Raw genomic sequence first — 18,255 nt, 5'->3', positions numbered from 1 at the left:
TCCAGGGAACCGCACGCGGCCTAGCTTCTGCGCTTAATCCGGGAAGGGTCCGATGAAGCGTTTCTGTTTTCTCGCCGCGCTGATGCTGCTCAGTCCGTCCGCGTATGCTGGCGACTCGATTTCGTTCGTGGTCGGCGGCCATCGCATCCAGATCGACTCGTCCAGATATTGCCGTTCGACCTCCTGCGCCTCGGTTTCGATTTCGGGCACCTCGCGCAACCGAAGTCGTTATGACGACCGAGGTCGTTACAACGACCGGGATCGCTATGACGACCGAGGTCGTTATGACGACCGTGATCGTTACAACGACGATGATCGCTATCGCGATGATCGCAGGATCAGCGAGTCAACGAGGACATTACCAACCGCACCGGCGGTAGCGCCGCCGCTGGTTCAATCCGTCACCGCTCCGCCGCCGGCCGTGTACAGGCCGGCCGCCGCCGCCACGCAAATCGTGCCCGCGCCGCAGTCGCCTGCTCCGCCGGCAACACTCGCTGTTCCGCCCGCGCCACCGCCGCCGCCTGCGCCACCGATTGCGAAGCCGGCCGAGCCGGCGCGCCCGACGCCGGTGGTCGTGCCGCAGATTTCGCGGGTCTCGCATGATTTCGCCGACGATGCCGACACGCCTGTTGGAGACTGGCAGACCGAAGGCAAGGGATCGGTACGCGTCGCCAAATGCGGCAACGCGCTGTGCGGCTACGTGCTCAATTCGTCGTCAAACGACAAGGGCGAGGCCGTCCTGATCAACATGAAGCCGAAGAGCGAGAAGCAGTGGACCGGCAGCGTCTACAGCCAGGCCAGCGGCGACACCTATTACGGCACCATGAATATGAAAGGCCGGAACACGCTGCGCGTCGAAGCCTGCGCGCTCGGGCGCTTCTACTGCTCCGGCAACAACTGGCGCCGGATTACGACAGGGAACGAAAGCCTGATGTCATCGCGGCAGACTTCTGCGGAGCCGCGCTCGTAATCATCACGCATGAAAATGCCCGGTGGAGCGACCACCGGGCGAACAGTTTTCGATTGGCTTCACGCCTGGAAGCGGAAGCCTAGAACACGCCGATCACAATGGCGCCGACAAAGGCGAATGCGAGATACGCGGTTACAACGCTCAGTCTGCTGACCATGGTCATGGGAATACCCCTTGGTTCACGTCGTGCCCGCTCATAACGCTCGACGCTAACAAAGCGTTCCCCGCCAAAACAAGTCAGCGTTGTTGTCCATCCCGGCCTGTCCACAGCGGGCCGTTCCGGGCAACATGGTAAATGATTCATGAAATCAACGTGTTGAAGACTTCTTAAATAAATTCGCCGAACGTGCGCGGATGACGCGCGGAGTTCGTTTGTATCTCGTCGGCTCCTTCGTCCTTGTCTCCTTGGCGGGTTGCGGCCGCGGACTGTTTCAGTCCGCCGAGCGTGAACCGTGGCGGGCCGAGGCCGAGGTCGCATGCCTGAAGTCCGGTGCGGTCAAGGAGACCCCCGAGCTGGTCCGGATTGACCCGATTTCCGGTCCCGGCGCCTGTGGCGCGCAATTTCCGCTGAAAGTCGCAGCCCTCGGCGAGGGCAGCCCGAGTTTCGGTTTTGCCGACGAATTGCGGCCGCCCGGCACGATCGGCAACCAGCCGCGCTGGCCGGTCCGGCCGGCGCCTGCCGCCGCACCGTCACAGACCTATTCCAATCAGGCGCTGCGCCAGCCGAGCTATGGCGGGCCGTCCAACGGGCCGATCTCGCTGACCGCGCCGGGCGTGGCCCAGCAGGACGACGAAATCGATCTGCCGGCCGAAGGCGCCCCGCAATCGCGCGACCCGCGCGGCGGCTCTTATATGGCCGCGCCTTCCTATCCGCCGCGCGAGCGCTACCCGGCATCCCCGAATTATTCGCCGGCACCCTATTCGCAGGCGCCTGTGCCGCGGCTCGGGCCAACGCTGGGCGATCCCGTCAACACGGTGGGGCCGGTCGCGATCAAGCCGACCGCGACGCTGGCCTGTCCGATCGTCTCGGTGCTCGACCGCTGGCTCGCCGATTCGGTGCAGCCGGCCGCTCAGCGCTGGTTCGGCGTGCGCGTGGTCGAGATCAGGCAGATCTCCGCCTATTCCTGCCGCGGCATGAACGGCAATCCTAATTCACATATTTCCGAGCACGCTTTTGGCAACGCGCTTGATATCGCTTCCTTTACGCTGGCCGATGGCAGGCGCGTGACGGTGAAGGGCGGCTGGCGCGGCATGCCGGAAGAACAGGGTTTTCTGCGCGACGTGCAGGCGAGCGCCTGCCAGCAGTTCAACACCGTGCTGGCGCCGGGCTCCAACCGTCACCACGAGGACCATATCCACGTCGATCTTATGCGCCGCTCCAGCGGACGGGTGATCTGCCAGCCGGCTGCGGTGTCCGGCGATCAGGTCGCGGGCAGGGCCGGCGGCCGCAATCCCTACGCTTCATCGCGCGAGCCCTACGTGACGGGTTCGCTCGGCGGCAGGCGGGCGCACCGGCACAGCAAGGTCAACGAAGAAGACGAGTTCGACGGGCATTAGCTCGCCCGCGGTTGAAATGGTGGGCACGGCGCATCGCGCCTTTGCCCACCCTACGAAGCCGCCAGCTTCTCCAGCACATCCCGCACCACGCCTTCCAGCAGGTCGAGCTTGTAGCCCGTCATCGGCAACGGCTTGGCGCCTGACATCGCAAGCTTGGCAGCCACTTCAATGTTCAACGCATTGGCCGCCTTGCCTTGCACGGCGCCTTCCGCCGCCTTCAGGCGTAGCGGCACCGGCGCGATGCCGCCGGCGGTGAGGCGGATGAACTGGAACGCGCCGTCCTTGATGACCGCGCGGGCGCAGATCTCGACCAGCGGCCATTCCGCATAGGCGCGGCTGATCGCGCGCTTGTAGAACGCTCGCTCGCCGTCCAGGGGCTTGGGCAGTTCGATGCCCCGGATCATCTCACCCGGCTGCAGCAAATTGTCGGCTGTGCCGTTGGAGCCGTCACCCAGCACGTCTGGTATCGACAGGCCGCTTCGCGTGTAGGTGATGATGGTCGCATCATAGGCCAGCAGCGCGGCCGCCATCGTGGAAGGATGCGGTGCCACGCAGGGGCCGAGATCGAAGGCGACATGATAGAGGTGATTGCCGTTGCGGGCCGGACAATCCGTGCCGCCCTTCTTCAGGCAGGCAATATGCGGATTTCGAAAATACCAGCAGCGTGAACGCTGCGCGATATTGCCGCCGAGCGTTGCGAGATGACGGATCTGCGGCGTCGCGAGGCCCTGCGCCGACGCCGCAATGCCGGGATAGGCGGCGGCGATGCTTCGATCGGCGGCGATCGCGGCGATGGTCGTGTAGGCGCCGATGCGCAGCGTGCCGTCGGCGCCCCAGTTCATGCCCGAGATGTCAGACGCGGGCACGATATCCATCAGCGGGCCCTTCGAGACGCCGCTGCGGCGGCGTTCGGAAATGTCAGTGCCGGCGGCGCGGAATTCGGTCGTCATGGCCGGTGTCATGCGGCGGCCCTCCCTTTCAGCGCTGAGATCAAACGGTCGGGGCGGATCGGCAACTCCATCGGCCGGATGCCGGTGGCGTTGTAGATTGCGTTGGCGACCGCCGGTGACGTCGGCACGGTGGCGACCTCGCCGATGCCGACGCTGCCGCCGAGCACGTGATCGAAGCCGGCTTCATCGAAATGCACGTCGATCACGGGCGTGTCGGCAATACCGGGAATCCGGTAATCCTCCAGCCCGCCGCTCAGCGTGTCGCCGGTGCGCCCGTCGATCTCGCGCGCTTCGTAAAGCGCGTAGCCGATGCCTTGAATGACCGAGCCCGCCGCCTGGCTTCGCGCCAGCGCGGGCGCTGCGATCTTGCCGACCGCAATGCCGGTGTGGACGTTGAGGACGCGAACGTGGCCGAGCCAGGTATCGACTTCGACCTCGATCACCTGCACTGAACTTGGCACGCCGGCGCCGATCACCATGTTGGACATCCAGCGCATCATCTTGCCGAAGATCCAGCCCAGAATCCCCACCTGCTTCAGCGGCGACTCAACGCCCGGCGCCATCTGCCTGCTGTCCTCCGGCCGCACGCCTGATGCGGTGAGGTCGGGGGAGGCCGCCAGCAATTCGCGCCACGGCGCATTCGAGCCCGGCGCCGGCTTTCGTTTTGCATTTTTTTCGATCGCGGCCTTGAGCTTTTGAATCGCGAGCAATGTCGGCGGCACCACCGAGGCGGTGGTGCGGCTGCCGCCTGAGCCCGGGCCTACCGGCAGTCTGGAATCACCGATGTGAACCTCGACCTCGTGCGGTTCGAGGCCGAATTCGCGCGCCACCGTATTGGCGATCACGGTGCGACTGCCGGTGCCGATATCCTGGATCGCGGTGCTCGCGATCAGGCGGCCGCCCTTGACCGACACTTCGACCTTCGAGCCGGGCTGCCAGAGATAAAGCCAGTAGCCGGTGGCGACGCCGACGCCGCGGCGATAGCGGCCGGTCTGCTCGGCCGGTGATTTCCGGTTGCGCCAGACGTCGAGACCTTGCGCCCATTCATAAAGCCGCCGCCGGTTGGGATCGGTATCCCAGCGTTTGCGCAACTCGATCGGATCGACTTTCATCCGCAGCGCGGCCTCGTCGATCGCCTGCTCCACCGCGAACGCCATCGGCGGTCCGCCGGGCCCGCGAAACGCCGCCCCCGGCGGCAGATTGCTGATGACGTCGAAATCGGCGAGCTCCTTGCCTTCCGCCGGATAGATCAGCCGTGCCAGGGTGGCGATGGTGGAATTGATCGCGGCGCCGGTGTCGGCATAGGCGGTCACCGATAGCGCTTTCAAGCCGCCTTGCTCGGACGGCAGCAGCGCGATCTTGACCTCCGACGCCGGCCGATAGCCGGTTACCGAAAGCTCTTCGTGGCGGTCGAAGGCGACGCGGACCGGCGCCTTGGCGGCGCGCGCCAGATCGATCGCGATCGTCGTCTCCGCGCCGAGGCTGGCCTTGGAGCCGAAACCGCCGCCGACGTGATCGGCAATGACGCGGACCTTGTCGTGGTCGAGCTTGTAGCGCTTGGCGATCAGCTCCATCAGATGGAACACGCTCTGCGTCGAGGCATGCACGGTAAGCCGGTCGCCTTCGAAATGCGCGACTGTGGCGTGCGGCTCCAAACAGGTATGCGATTGCGTGCCGGTCCGGAACACGCCTTCGACCAGCAGCGGATTTTTCTCGTGCCGCGCGCCTTCGACCCAGCTCCGCACCAGCTTGGGCTTGAGCGAGAACGCCGCCGAAGGTCCGCGGATGTTTGCCTTCCACGGCGCCGGCGAGCCGCCGCCTTCGGAGACGTTGCCGGCTTTCTTGCGGTCCGCCTTTTCGAACACCACGGGCGCATTGGGCTTGCGGGCTTCATCGAGCCCGATCACTGACGGCAGCTTTTCACTGGATATTTTGATCGCGGCAATCGCCGCCAGCGCGGTCTTGCGATCCCTGGCCGCGACGGCGGCGATGGGCTGACCGACAAAGCGGACGATACGGTCTTCGGCGAGCAGCGAGATCGCGGCGCCGACACCCGGCAGCGCCAGCGCGGGCGCGAAATCGAGTTCGCCGATTTTGCCGTGCGCGATCTCCGAGCGCAGGATGACGCCTTCGAGCTGGCCTTCATGCCTGACATCGACGGTGTATTTCGCCGCACCCGTCACTTTGTCGCGCGCCTCGACGCGCGGCGAGACGATGTCGCCGCCGTCGAACTGGCCGCTGCAGGCCGCGGCCACCGCGCTGAAGATGCCGTCATAGGCGCCGCAGCGGCACAGATGCCCCGACAACGCCGCGCCGATTTCCTCGCGCGAAGGTGTTGCCGTTCCTCGTGTTGCGCGCCAGTGGTCGTGGAACGCCGCGGCCTCGACAATGAAGCCCGGCGTGCAGAATCCGCATTGCAGCGCGTCGTGCACCATGAACGCCTTCTGCATCGGATGCAGCTTTTCGGCGCCGATGCCCTCGACCGTGGTGATTGTCTTGCCGGCGGCGGCGCGGGCCGGCATCAGGCAACTCGCCACCGGCGCGCCATCCACCAGCACGGTGCACGCGCCGCAAACGCCGGCGCCGCAGACGAGCTTGGTGCCGGTGAGGTCGAGATCGCTTCTAACCACATCGATCAGCATGGCGTCGAGGTCGTCGGGCAGGGGTGCGACACGGCCGTTGATCGTCATCGTACTCATCTGCGATCTCCTGATTTGCGGGCGGTTTTGCTTGCGACAGGTTTGCTTGCAGTTTTTCTTGCAGGTTTTCTTGCAGTGTCTCTTGAACGCGGTTTCGGCGACGGGCTCACGGCGCCGGCGACCAGCGTGCGCACCATGATGCCGAAATCCCGCAGGAAGGCGTCGGCCGGCTGCATCGCCGGATAGGCGGACTTGGTGCCGTTGAACGCCATCTCGACGCAGCGCGCGAAGTCGGGCGCGGTCATGCCCTTGATCGCGAGACGCTGCGTGCGGCAGACGCGTTCGATCGTGGACGTCAGCTGCGCGGCATAATGCGCGGCATATTTCTGGTAGATATCGCGGGCCTGCAGCAGGTGCTCGGAGAACAGCTCTTCGATATGGGGCGAACCCTCGAGCGGCGCGATCAACTGCCCGATCCGCGCGGTGATCTCGGCGATCAGGATGTCGGCGAGACCGTCGCCGGCCTTTTCGGTGGCCTCGCCCGCCGCGATCTCGGCGGCCAACGCGTTCTCATGCAGCCGCTCGATCACGGCGCGGAACAGTTCTTCCCTGGACTTGAAATGATGGTAGAGCGCCTGCCGCGTCAGGCCGGCGGCCTCCGCCGCCTGCTCGATCGACGAACGCCGAAACCCCTGCCGGCGGAACACCAGCATGGCGGCGTCGAGGATGCGGTCGCGGGGCTTCATTTGACGAATTTGACAAAATGAGACGAAGTGTCAAATGACGGATTTGTGTAGGGGCGCGGCTAACTGCCCCACGTCTCGCTTCCGGTCGCGGCGGCCGAGTTCAAGCCCAGGAGCATTTGCGGATTACCGGCGTCCGAAAATTCCGCCGACCACGCCGCCCACGACGCCGCCGATCACGCCAACCGGATTGCTTCCGCCCCCGCCGCGACGTCGGGCTCGGCGCTCGTTGCCGGACTTGTTGTCACGGATGCTGGCGTTCGCCGTCGAGGCGGACTCGTTCAGGAGTGCCTGATGCTGCAACGGGTTGAGGAAGCCGGTCTTGGGATAGTCGCGCGCCGCCTGCCAGCGCGTGATGACGGCGCGGGTCCGCGCGTCGAATTTTCCGTTGGCCCTGGTGTCGAAGCCGAGACGGGTCAGCCGGCGCTGCAGGTCGCGGCGCTTTCTCTTGTCGAGGCCGATCCGATCCTCGGTTTCCTGCGTTGCTTCGTCGGTGAAGACCGCCTCATCGACGGATGCGGCCTGATCGCGCGTGGTCGTGCTGGGCCCCGCCTTGGCAGCGTCCGAGCAGACAAGGATTCCCAGGATCGACAAGGCAAGGATCAGGACACGCATGGCCTATTTTCCCCCGAGTCTCTCAAATGATTGCGCTTTGAGAGCCTGCGTCGGCGCAAATACGAACCCGGCTTTTGAATCAAAGGTCGATTTTGGTTTCGTCGCTGGCAACGGCTGGCGGGAACACTTGTTCCATAGCGGGCGTCGATTGTTGCACCGCATGACGCCCAGCGAGGGCAGGCGTCGCGGCGTCGGCGCAAGTAGACGGTGGCATCCCTAAACGAACTTGATCCCGATCAGGTCGCCCTTCTTCCAGGCGACCTTGCAGGCCCTGCCCGGGGAGGCCCGGTCGAACTTCAGATGAAAATGCGGCTTGACGAATTGCGGGTCTTCAACCCGCAATCGCGCACCGCCTTCCGAAATGTCGATGACGGTGCATTGACGCGCAGCAAAACTGCCATCGATGGTCATCCATGCAGCCTGATTGGTTCGCCGGCGCGAGGGCCGGGGCCTTCGTCCGAAAATTGCCATGGCACATACCTCCCACGGGTCAAACGCGGGGAGGGGGCGCGTGGTTGCAGTTGCGGACAATTTGAACGAACGGGAGGGCGTGGTGGAGATGCACCCGCATGAGCACACACACTCAACTGTCATCGTCCGCGAAAGCGGGCGATCCAGTATTCCAGGGGCGTTAGCGATAGAGCCGAAAAGCCGCGGCGTACTGGATCCTCCGCATGCGCGGAGGATGACAATCTCGCTCTGTAGCCGACACCGCCCGCCCTCAGTCCACCTTCGCCCGATACGCCGTCAGAAACACCCGCGTCGCGCTGTCGACGACGGTTGCGATCTGCTCTGGCGACGGCGAGGGCTTGGCCTGGAAGATGAAAGCCTGAAACAGCGTCGCCTGGCACATCTGCATGAATTGCCAGGCCGCCAGTTCGTAATCGTCGATCACGAGTTCGCCGAGCCGTCCCCGCGCCTCAAGATAAGCGGCGAAGCGGTTGACGGTGCGGGCCAGCACATTGTCATAAAATCTGCGGCCGACTTCCGGCATCCGCTCCGCAATCGACATCACGGTGCGGATCGCCGAGCCGCCGCCGGGCCGACAAAGCACCTGGATGTAGGCCCGGCCGAACTCCGGCAGCGTGATGTCGACGCCGCGTTCGGGGTCGAAATTGAATGCGGTTTTGCCCTGTTCGATCGATTCTTCCTCGACGATGGCTTCGAACAGGCGGTGCTTGTCGGCGAAATAGACATAGAGCGTTCCCTTGGAGACGCCGGCGGAGCGCGCGATCTCGCCCATGCTGGCGCCGTCGAACCCGAGATCCAGGAACACCTTTCGCGCGCCATCGAGGATCTGGCGGCGCTTCGAGGAATCCTCGTCGGCGACGACATCAAGCGTATGCGACGTATCTGCAACCATTGGTTTATCTTCTCGGGAAAGATTTCAACCGGACATATGCACGGGAAGGTGCTTTCGATCTATGGTCCCTTCACGCAAATGTATCTTGACCGAACGGTTCGGTCAATGTTAATTCTGGGAATGACGATGCCTTCACGGCCGGGTTTCGGCTGCGTCTGCGCCGTGCACGAGTAATGGGGAGGCCGGAGTATGGCCGCAGCGAGAGACCAGGCCGCACGCGTCGTTCGGCAACAGCCGGAGACGTCGGCTCGTCAGGAGCCGGAGGCGGCAACGGCCGAAGACGCCGCGCGCGACCCCGCCCAGTTGGCGGACCAGCCTCGAACCCACGTTGCGGAAGAAACCAGGCGCCAGCCGGCAACTGCTCCAGGCGCGCCGGCAACCGCCGCGCCCGCCGATGCCGCACAACCCGCAGCGCCGAAATCCGGCAAGCGCAAATTCGTGATGATGGGCGTGTTCGCGTTGCTGGCACTCGCGGCCGTCAGCTACGGCGTCTACTACACGTTCATTGGACGCTTTTACATCTCGACCGACGACGCCTATGTGCGTGCCAACAACACCACGCTGGGTGCGCGGGTTGCGGGCCATATCGCGTCGATCATTCCAGCAGACAATTCAATCGTTCGCGCCGGCGACGTCATCTACAGGATCGATGACGGCGATTACCGGATCGCGGTGGATGCCGCGCGCACCAAGATCGCGACCCAGCAGGCCACTATCGACCGCATCGGCCGTCAGGTGGCGGCGATGGAAAGCGCGGTCGAGCAGGCCAAGGCGCAACTCGTCTCCGCGGAAGCGGCGCTGAAGCGCGCAGGTCTCGACTTCGACCGCCAGCAGGCGCTGAGCACCAAAGGCTTTGCCTCGCGCGCCACGTTCGAAGTTTCCGAAGCCGGCCGCGATCAGGGTGTCGCGCAGGTAAAATCGGCGCAGGCGGCCTTTGATGCCGCGCGCGACAATGTCGAAGTGACCCGGGCGCAGCAGAACGAAGCCCGGGCCCAGCTGGCGGAGTTGCAGACCACGCTGGCCAAGGCCGAGCGCGATCTCGCCTTCACCGCGGTGCGTGCGCCGGTCGACGGCACCTTCTCCAACCGCATCGTCAACACCGGCGATTACATCCAGGCCGGCCAGCGCCTCGGCAATGTGGTGCCGCTCAACGACGTCTTCATCGATGCCAATTACAAGGAAACCCAGCTCAAGCGCATCCGTCCCGGCCAGCCCGTTACGATTTCCGTGGATGCCTACGGCCATCGCAAGTTCGCGGCCGTGGTCGACAGCATCTCGCCCGCGGCGGGCTCGGTGTTCACGCTGCTGCCGCCGGATAACGCCACCGGCAATTTCACCAAGATCGTGCAGCGGCTGCCGGTGCGGATACGGGTGCCGAAGGATGTCGCGAAGCAAAACCTGCTGCGCGCGGGCATGTCGGTCTACACGACCGTCAACACCCGTGACGGCGCGGCCGATGCCGACAACGAGGCCGACCTCGACGCGTCGCCGATGCTGCATCCGAAGTAATTTTTTCAGCGCAGGGGAAGCCCGGCGCGCGTCCTGAGCAGATCATGGCAGACGCCACCACCGCATCGCCGTCGATGATATCAGCCGCAAGCGTGCCGGACGAGCGCATCCCGCCGCGACGGCTGTTTGCGTTCCTCATCATGGTGTTCGGGATGTTCATGTCGATCCTGGACATCCAGATCGTCTCGGCATCGCTGAACGAGATCCAGGCCGGGCTTTCGGCAAGCTCGAGCGAAGTGTCGTGGGTGCAGACCTCGTATCTGATCGCCGAGGTGATCGCGATTCCGCTTTCCGGCTTCCTGTCGCGCGCGTTCGGCACCCGCCTGCTGTTTGCGATCTCCGCCTCCGGCTTCACCATCGCGAGCTTCTTCTGCGGTTTCGCCTCCACGATCGAGCAGATGATCGTGTGGCGCGCGCTGCAGGGATTTTTGGGCGCCGGCATGATCCCCACCGTGTTCGCCTCCGCCTACACGGTATTTCCGCGCTCGAAATTCTACATCGTCGGCCCGATCATCGGCCTCGTCGCGACGCTGGCGCCGACGATTGGTCCCACCGTCGGCGGCTACATCACCGACCTGATGTCGTGGCACTGGCTGTTCTTCATCAACATCATTCCGGGCATCGGCATCACCATCGGTGTGCTGATCCTGGTCGATTTCGACGAGCCGAACTTCAAGCTGCTCGAACATTTCGACTGGTGGGGCCTGCTGTTCATGGCGGGCTTCCTCGGCTCGCTCGAATATGTGCTCGAGGAAGGCCCGCAATATCAGTGGCTGCAGGATACGTCGGTCGCGATCTGCGCCGCCGTCTGCCTGGCGTCTGCGATCGCGTTTTTCTGGCGCGTGCTGACAGCGCATGAGCCGATCGTCGACATCAGGACGTTCGGCGACCGCAATTTCGCCATCGGCTGCCTGATCTCGTTCTGCGTTGGCATCGGGCTGTACGGCCTGACCTATGTTTACCCGCGTTATCTCGCCGAAATACGCGGCTACAGCGCGCTGATGATCGGCGAGACCATGTTCGTCTCCGGGGTCGCCATGTTCCTCACCGCGCCGCTCGTCGGCCGGCTGATGACCAAGGTCGACATGCGTTACCTCATCGCCTTCGGGCTTTGCAGCTTCGCGCTCGGCTCGTATCTGATGACCTGGATCACCCGCGAATATGATTTCTATGAACTGCTGGTCCCGCAAATCCTGCGCGGCGTCGGCATGATGTTCGCGATGGTGCCGACCAACACCATCGCGCTCGGCACGCTGGCGCCCGAGCGGGTCAAGAACGCCTCCGGCCTGTTCAACCTGACGCGCAATCTCGGCGGCGCGGTGGGGCTCGCGCTGATCAACCAGGTGCTGAACGAGCGCACCGACCTGCACATCTCCCGCCTGCACGAACGCGTGAACTGGGGCAATGCCATGGCTGTGGAGACGCTCAACATGTTCACCCAGCGCATGCAGGGCATGGGCGACTCCGCGCGAATGGCGATGAAGCAATTATCGCAGATCGTCCACCGCCAGGCTGTCGTGATGGGGTTCGGCGACGCCTTCTTCATGCTGGCCGTGTTCTATGTCGGCCTGAGCCTTCTGGTCGTGCTGATGAACAAGCCGCCGGCGCTGGCGGCGGGTGGCGGCACAGGGCATTGAATTGGGCATTGAACTGAGCGTCGATTGATTTCGCGCGCTCACGCGGTTGTCATGTTGCAAATCACCCGTGATGCATTTATAAGCAACGCATTGTCGCTCGAACCGGGGAGGATTTGCATGATTTCGTCTAATTCGCAGACCGCCCGCTCGCGTTCGATGCCTATGCTGGACGCTGTATCGGGCCTTTGAGGCCACTTTTCGCCAGCTCTGATCGGGCCTGACGTCCCGATCATCCCAAGCTTCCCCGATCTTCAAAACTTCTCAACGAGTTACCGTTTTTTTCAACGACGCTTGCGTTCGGCCCTGTGCCGCCCCGCGCGTCCTTTCAGATGGAGCCGGCGTACGCGCAAGCGGTGCCGGATGAGGCCATGACCGTTCAAACCAACAAGCGTCCCACGGCGATCCGGGTGGTGCTCCCGTTCGTGTTCCGCCACTGGCTCGAACAGCCCGCCCGCGCCAGCGTTGTTGCCGGCGGCTTGCTGGGGGCGACCGCCGCCGACCTGTTCATGCCGCTGTTCTCCGGCCATCTGGTCGATGCACTGACGCAAGGGGCGTCTGATCCCGCCGCGCGCCGCGCGGCGATGATCGCCTTTGGCGGCATCGTGGCGCTGGGCGCGCTGTCGATGGTGCTGCGGCTGATCGGCCTGCAGGCGATCGTGCCGTTCACGCTGAAGATCATGTCCGACGTGTCGCGCGACGCCTTCATGCGGGTGCAGCGCTTCTCGACCGACTGGCACGCCAACTCATTTGCCGGCTCCACCGTGCGAAAGATCACGCGCGGCATGTGGGCGCTCGATTTGCTCAACGACACCATCCTGATGGCGCTGGCGCCGTCGCTGACGGTGCTGCTCGGCTCGATGATCCTGCTCGGGCTGCACTGGCCCTCGCTCGGGGCGGTCATTGCGGTCGGCACGGTGATCTATGTCTCGATGACGATCGCGTTCTCGATGAATTACATCGCTCCCGCTGCGCGCGTCTCCAACGCCTGGGACACCAAGGTCGGCGGCACGCTGGCGGATGCACTGACGTGTAACGCGGTGGTGAAATCCTTTGGCGCGGAAGCGCGCGAGGACGGGCGGCTGGCCGGCGTCATCGGCCGCTGGGGCCGGCGCGTGCAGCGGACCTGGATACGCTACAACTACACCTCGACAGCGCAGCTCGCGGTGCTGCTGTGCTTCCGCACGTCCGTGATCGGCGGCGCGATCCTGTTGTGGATGGCGGGCCGCGCCACGCCCGGCGACGTCACCTATGTCTTGACCAGCTACTACATCATCCATGCCTATCTGCGCGACGTCGGCATGCACATCAACAACCTGCAGCGTTCGGTGAACGACATGGAGGAACTGGTTGCGATCCACGCCGAGCCGATCGGCATAGCGGATGCGCCCGATGCGAAGCCGATCGACATCCAGGGCGGCCGCATCGTGTTCGACGCCGTGACGTTCCATTACGGCGGCCATCGCGATCCGCTGTACGACGGCCTGTCGGTGGACATCCGCGCCGGCGAGCGTGTCGGCCTGGTCGGTCGTTCCGGCTCGGGCAAGACCACGTTCGTCAAACTGGTGCAGCGGCTCTACGACATCGGCGGCGGCAAGATCCTGATCGACGGTCAGGACATTGCGAAAGCGACGCAGCATTCGCTGCGCAGCCAGATCGCGATCGTGCAGCAGGAGCCGATCCTGTTTCACCGATCATTGGCCGAGAACATCGCCTATGGCAGGCCCGGCGCCAGCATGGCGGCGGTCGAGCAGGCGGCGCGGCTGGCGAATGCGCACGAGTTCATCCTGCGGCTGCCGAAGGGTTACGGCACGCTGGTCGGTGAACGCGGCGTCAAGCTGTCGGGCGGCGAGCGGCAGCGCGTCGCGCTGGCGCGTGCCTTCCTGGCCGATGCGCCGGTGCTGATCCTGGACGAGGCGACTTCGAGCCTCGACTCGGAGTCCGAAGGCCTGATCCAGCAGGCGATGGAGCGGCTGATGAAAGGCCGCACCTCGATCGTGATCGCGCACCGGCTGTCGACGGTGCGCAGCCTCGACCGGATCCTGGTGTTCGATCGCGGCAAGATCGTCGAGCAGGGCACCCACGCGATGTTGACGGCGCGCGCGGGGGGCATCTATCGCGGGTTGTTCGAGCGGCAGGCGACGGAGTTCGGCCGCATTACGGCGGCCGAGTAAATGACATTGCGGCGCGCGGCCTCCGGATGTTCCGAGGCCGCGCACCGGAGACAGATTTGAAGATGTGGATTTGAAATGAAAGACCTTACGCAAGGCTCGATCGTGAGCCACATCCTGAGCATGGCGCCACCGATCGTCGCCGGCATGATCACGATCATGATCTGCCAGCTCGTCGATCTGTATTTCGTGGCGGGGCTTGGTGATGCCGCCGTCGCGGGCGTGGCGGCGGCCGGCAACGCAGCATTTCTCATCAACGGCCTGATGCAGGTGCTGGGCGTCGGCACCGTCGCACTCATTGCGCATGCCGTGGGACGCAAGGATCAGGCCGACGCCAATCTGGTGTTCAACCAGGCGCTCGGCCTGGCGGCCGCGTGCGGAGTGCTGACATGGGTGGCAGGATCCGCATTCGCTGGCCGTTACATGCGCATGGTCGCCGCCGACGAGGCCAACGTCGAGGCGGGCACGACGTATCTGCTTTGGTTCATGCCCGCGCTTGTGCTGCAATTCGCCACGCAGGTGATGGGAGCCGCGTTGCGCGGTACCGGTATAGTGCGGCCGACCATGATCGTGCAGGCGCTTGCGGTGATCATCAATATCGCGCTGGCGCCGGTTCTGATCTCAGGCTGGGGCACCGGCATTGCGCTCGGCGTCGCGGGCGCTGGCCTTGCGAGTTCAATTGCGGTGCTGATCGGCGCGCTGATGCTGTGGATGTATTTTCGAAGACTGGAGCGCTACGTCGGCCTCAATCTCGCGCAACTGCGTCCGCAGGCCCGGCACTGGAAGCGCATCCTCTATGTCGGTCTGCCGGCCGGCGGCGAGTTCGCGATCATATTCATCTGGATGGGTGTGATCTATTACGCATTACGCGACTTTGGCGCGGCGGCACAGGCCGGATTTGGCATCGGGACGCGTGTGCTCGGCCTCATCCAGATGCCGGCGCTAGCCATCGCGCTCGCCGCCGGACCGATCGCCGGGCAGAATTTCGGCGCCGGTAACGCTGCACGCGTGAAAGAAACCTTCGTCAAGGCGGCCATGATCAGCACGGTGGTGATGATCGTTTTCACCATATTGGCGCAATGCTGGCCCGGCCTGCTGCTCGGTGGTTTTGCCAGCGATCGTGAGACGGTGGCGGTCGCCATCATGTTCTTTCAGATGGTCTCGCTGAATCTCGTGGCGCAGGGATTTACCTTTGTGTGCTCCAGCATGTTCCAGGGACTGGGCGACACCAAGCCGGTGCTGCTGAGCTCCGGCGTACGCCTGATCAGCTACGCGTTGCCCGTTCTCTGGCTGTCTGCAAGGCCAGGGTTTCGTATCGAATACGTGTGGTACCTGTCGAACCTGTCGACGACGCTGCAGGCCGCATTGAGCTTGTGGTTGCTGCATCTGGAGTTCAGGAAACGCCTGGCGCCGCTCAAGTCGGCGTTGCCGGCGGCGTGACGCCTGGAACGGATGTAAGTTCCGAGCGATCGGGCGCTTTGCGCCCGCGCGTGCGTGTCGAGATCGCGACGGTTGCGACCACGCCGGCGGCGAACAGCACGATCTGCGGCGTGATGGTCTCGTCGTTGAAAACAGCCGCGAGCGCAAACACCACGAAGGGCTGCAGCAGCTGCACCTGCGACACCCGCGCGATGCCGCCCATCGCCATGCCGGCGTTCCAGGCAAAGAAGCCGATCCATTGCGAGAACAGCGCGACGTAGAGCAGTCCCAGCCACGGTTTTAGGGGGATGTGGCTGAGATCAGCCGGCATCGTCAGCGCAGTGGCCGGGATCGAAAGCGGCAACGCGATCACCAGCACCCAGCTGATGACTTCCCAGCCCGGCATCTGCGCGGTGAGTCGGCCGGAGAAGGCGTAGCCGATGCCGGAGACGACCACCGCCGCAAGCAGGAACAGGTCACCGACCGAAAGCGCGCCGCCGCCTTGCCGCAGAGCAAACGCGATCACCAATGCTGCGCCCGCGAATGAGGCAATCCAGAACAGCGGCCGCGGCCGTTCGTGGGTGATCATGACCGCGACCAGGGCGGTCGCGATCGGCATGATCCCGAACACCACGCCGCCATGCGAGGCATCGACGCTCTGCACCCCCACCGACATCAGGAACGGAAACAGGATGGCGACGCAGATCATAATGATGACCAGTTGCGGCCACAGAGCGCGCGGCGGCAGCGGGCGACGCAGCACGACCAGCAATATCAGCGAGCATATTCCGGCGATCAGTGTGCGCTGAGAGGTCAGTGCAATCGGATCAATTGCCGAGACCGCGAGCCGAGTCGCCGGCAGCGTGCCGCCAAAAATCAGCACGCCGACAAAACCCAGCAACAGACCGAGACGTGCGCGTGAAAAAGTTGGAGAGGTCATGATGCGAATGGATAACTGTTTTGCAGATCAGCGTACAGCAATCTACTCGGAGCACATGGCGGCCATGCGCCGCTACCTCGGAGCAATGCTGCTCCACACCAGTGCGAGCCCGGACAGAAACAAAAGCGCCAGCACGATGTCGTAGAAATTGCGGTCGCTCAGGGCCTGATAGGTCCGCGCGCCGATCCTTGCGCCGATCAGCGTGCCCGGCAGCGCCAGCAGCGCGAGCCAGAACACTTCCCATTTGACGAAGCCGCTGATGATTTGCAGCAGCAGGGCGGCGCCGAGCACGCTGCCGTTGAAGATCTGGAATACGCCGCGACGCTGATCCTTGGTCCAGCCGCGCACGCTGGCCCACAGGGTCGGCAGCGGGCCGGACAGCCCGGCGAGGCCGCCCAGGATGCCGCCGGCAAATCCAACGGCGGCGTCCGCCGGCCGGCCGCCGAAGGCGAACGCCATCGGCTTGCGGACGAAAAACAGCGCGGCCGGAAACACCAGCAGCATCACCCCGACGCTCAATTTGAATATTTGCGGCTCGGCCTGCGCGACCAGCAGCGCGCCGATCGGCATGCCGGCGAGCCCGCCGATGACGAACGGCGCGGCCAGTTTGAAGTCGAGAACCTTCCACATCGTCGGCAGCGTCGAGATCTGCGAGCTGACCGAACAGATCAGCACCAAGGGTACGGCCAGCGACGGCGGCAGCACATAAAGCCAGATCCCCAGCGCCATCAGCGCCGTTCCGAAACCGGCAAGGCCGGAGACGAAGCCGCCGGCAAGCGCGCCAAAAAGCAACAGCGCGTAAGTGGACGTTTCCAACTGTTTTTTCCTTCGTCATTCCGGGATGGTCCGAAGGACCAGACCTCAGGTGCGCAATTGCGCACCGGTGAATCTCGAGATTCCGGGTTCGATGCTTGCGCATCGCCCCGGAATGACGTCGTTGAGTTGAGCGCGACATTTACACGCCCACGCCGCCGGGTACTATTGCAATCGAAGCCTTCAACAACAATCATGGAAACGCCCCCGATGAGCTCAACCTCCGCAAAGACCTTCCTTGTTTGTCACGGCGCGTGGTCGGCGGGCTGGGCGTGGAAGAAGATGCACCCGCTGATGCAGGCGGCCGGGCATCGGCTGGTGACGCCGAGCTACACCGGGCTTGGCGAACGCGCGCACCTGGCAAACCCCTCGATCGACCTCGAAACCCATATCGAGGACATGCTCAATGTCATCAAATACGAGGACCTGCGCGACATCGTGCTGGTCGGCCACAGCTATGGCGGCATGGTCGCGACCGGCGTCGCCGATCGTGCCAGGGATCGCGTTACGCAGCTGATTTATGTCGACGCCTTCGTGCCTGACGATGGCCAGTCGCTGTTCGACATCAACGAGCCGGGCCGGCAGCCGATGCTGGACGGCGCGAAGAAGGGGGATGGCTGGCGCATCCCGCCGATGACGTCGCCGCCGGACACCGCGGCTGAGGACGTCGAATGGCTGGCCGCGCGCCGCGCCCCGATGCCGGTCAAATGCTTCGAGACCAGGCTCAAGCTGCAAGGCGGCACACTGACGCTGCCACGCAGTTACATCTACGCCACCCGCTTCCCGCCGGCCGATACGTTCGGTCCGTTTGCGAGGAAGACAAAGAGCGATCCGGCATGGCGCTATTTCGAGATCGATGCCAGTCACTCGCCGAACGTCACCGCGCCGCAAGCGCTGATGGCGCTGTTGGAGAAGATCGTGGCGTAAAATTG

The 18,255-nt window shown here is 64.3% G+C and carries 15 protein-coding genes; 7 read left to right on the top strand and 8 right to left on the bottom strand.

Annotated elements, in window-relative coordinates; genetic code table 11:
* Positions 1-52 precede the first annotated feature (52 nt).
* Together ABIE49_RS10830 and ABIE49_RS10825 are read left to right on the top strand one after the other, a co-directional pair.
* On the top strand, positions 53-970 hold the full coding sequence (locus ABIE49_RS10830; protein ID WP_192738103.1) for a DUF2147 domain-containing protein: 918 nt from the start codon (positions 53-55) through the stop codon (positions 968-970).
* 354 nt (positions 971-1,324) lie between these two features.
* Positions 1,325-2,527: an extensin-like domain-containing protein gene (locus tag ABIE49_RS10825; protein ID WP_192738102.1), complete on the top strand. Its 1,203-nt coding sequence runs from the start codon at positions 1,325-1,327 to the stop codon at positions 2,525-2,527.
* 50 nt (positions 2,528-2,577) lie between these two features.
* Here the strand turns inward: ABIE49_RS10825 and ABIE49_RS10820 are convergent, their stop codons facing one another.
* From ABIE49_RS10820 to ABIE49_RS10795, 6 genes are all read right to left on the bottom strand, one after another.
* The gene (locus ABIE49_RS10820; RefSeq protein WP_192738101.1) at positions 2,578-3,489 is read right to left on the bottom strand and encodes an FAD binding domain-containing protein; all 912 of its coding nucleotides are present in this window, start codon (positions 3,487-3,489) and stop codon (positions 2,578-2,580) included.
* Positions 3,486-6,176 carry a molybdopterin-dependent oxidoreductase gene (locus ABIE49_RS10815; RefSeq protein ID WP_192738100.1) on the bottom strand — a complete coding sequence of 897 codons (2,691 nt, stop codon included), beginning with the start codon at positions 6,174-6,176 and terminating at the stop codon, positions 3,486-3,488. The genes ABIE49_RS10820 and ABIE49_RS10815 overlap by 4 nt, the downstream gene beginning before the upstream one ends.
* On the bottom strand, positions 6,173-6,862 hold the full coding sequence (locus tag ABIE49_RS10810) for a TetR/AcrR family transcriptional regulator (RefSeq protein WP_192738099.1): 690 nt from the start codon (positions 6,860-6,862) through the stop codon (positions 6,173-6,175). The genes ABIE49_RS10815 and ABIE49_RS10810 overlap by 4 nt, the downstream gene beginning before the upstream one ends.
* A 123-nt stretch (positions 6,863-6,985) precedes the next feature.
* Complete coding sequence (locus ABIE49_RS10805; RefSeq protein ID WP_192738098.1) at positions 6,986-7,474, bottom strand: peptidoglycan-binding domain-containing protein; 489 nt, start codon at positions 7,472-7,474, stop codon at positions 6,986-6,988.
* 216 nt (positions 7,475-7,690) lie between these two features.
* A complete protein-coding gene (locus tag ABIE49_RS10800) occupies positions 7,691-7,945 on the bottom strand; it encodes a PilZ domain-containing protein (RefSeq protein ID WP_354066750.1) in 255 nt (84 codons plus the stop codon).
* Between the two features lie 250 nt (positions 7,946-8,195).
* Positions 8,196-8,837, bottom strand: coding sequence for a TetR/AcrR family transcriptional regulator (locus ABIE49_RS10795; protein WP_192738096.1), 642 nt, complete (start codon positions 8,835-8,837; stop codon positions 8,196-8,198).
* Between the two features lie 189 nt (positions 8,838-9,026).
* On the opposite strand from ABIE49_RS10795, the gene ABIE49_RS10790 reads away from it, so the two are divergent.
* From ABIE49_RS10790 to ABIE49_RS10775, 4 genes are all read left to right on the top strand, one after another.
* A complete protein-coding gene (locus ABIE49_RS10790) occupies positions 9,027-10,346 on the top strand; it encodes an HlyD family secretion protein (RefSeq protein ID WP_192738095.1) in 1,320 nt (439 codons plus the stop codon).
* Between the two features lie 44 nt (positions 10,347-10,390).
* Positions 10,391-11,983 (top strand): DHA2 family efflux MFS transporter permease subunit, encoded by a 1,593-nt coding sequence (locus ABIE49_RS10785; protein WP_192738094.1) that lies wholly within the window; start codon positions 10,391-10,393, stop codon positions 11,981-11,983.
* 368 nt (positions 11,984-12,351) lie between these two features.
* A complete protein-coding gene (locus tag ABIE49_RS10780; RefSeq protein WP_192738093.1) occupies positions 12,352-14,154 on the top strand; it encodes an ABC transporter ATP-binding protein in 1,803 nt (600 codons plus the stop codon).
* Between the two features lie 75 nt (positions 14,155-14,229).
* On the top strand, positions 14,230-15,591 hold the full coding sequence (locus ABIE49_RS10775) for an MATE family efflux transporter (protein WP_192738092.1): 1,362 nt from the start codon (positions 14,230-14,232) through the stop codon (positions 15,589-15,591).
* Here ABIE49_RS10775 and ABIE49_RS10770 read toward each other — a convergent pair.
* On the bottom strand, positions 15,566-16,510 hold the full coding sequence (locus tag ABIE49_RS10770; protein ID WP_192738091.1) for a DMT family transporter: 945 nt from the start codon (positions 16,508-16,510) through the stop codon (positions 15,566-15,568). The two genes, ABIE49_RS10775 and ABIE49_RS10770, sit on opposite strands and share 26 nt — an antisense overlap.
* A 72-nt stretch (positions 16,511-16,582) precedes the next feature.
* Complete coding sequence (locus ABIE49_RS10765) at positions 16,583-17,326, bottom strand: sulfite exporter TauE/SafE family protein (protein ID WP_192738090.1); 744 nt, start codon at positions 17,324-17,326, stop codon at positions 16,583-16,585.
* A 192-nt stretch (positions 17,327-17,518) separates the two neighbouring features.
* On the opposite strand from ABIE49_RS10765, the gene ABIE49_RS10760 reads away from it, so the two are divergent.
* On the top strand, positions 17,519-18,250 hold the full coding sequence (locus tag ABIE49_RS10760; protein WP_192738089.1) for an alpha/beta fold hydrolase: 732 nt from the start codon (positions 17,519-17,521) through the stop codon (positions 18,248-18,250).
* Positions 18,251-18,255 lie beyond the last annotated feature (5 nt).

Source organism: Bradyrhizobium sp. OAE829, assembly GCF_040546575.1.
In the GTDB taxonomy this organism is placed as follows: Bacteria; Pseudomonadota; Alphaproteobacteria; order Rhizobiales; family Xanthobacteraceae; genus Bradyrhizobium.
The sequence above is the reverse complement of the archived record's forward strand: the minus strand, read 5'-3'. Positions and strand labels throughout refer to the sequence as shown.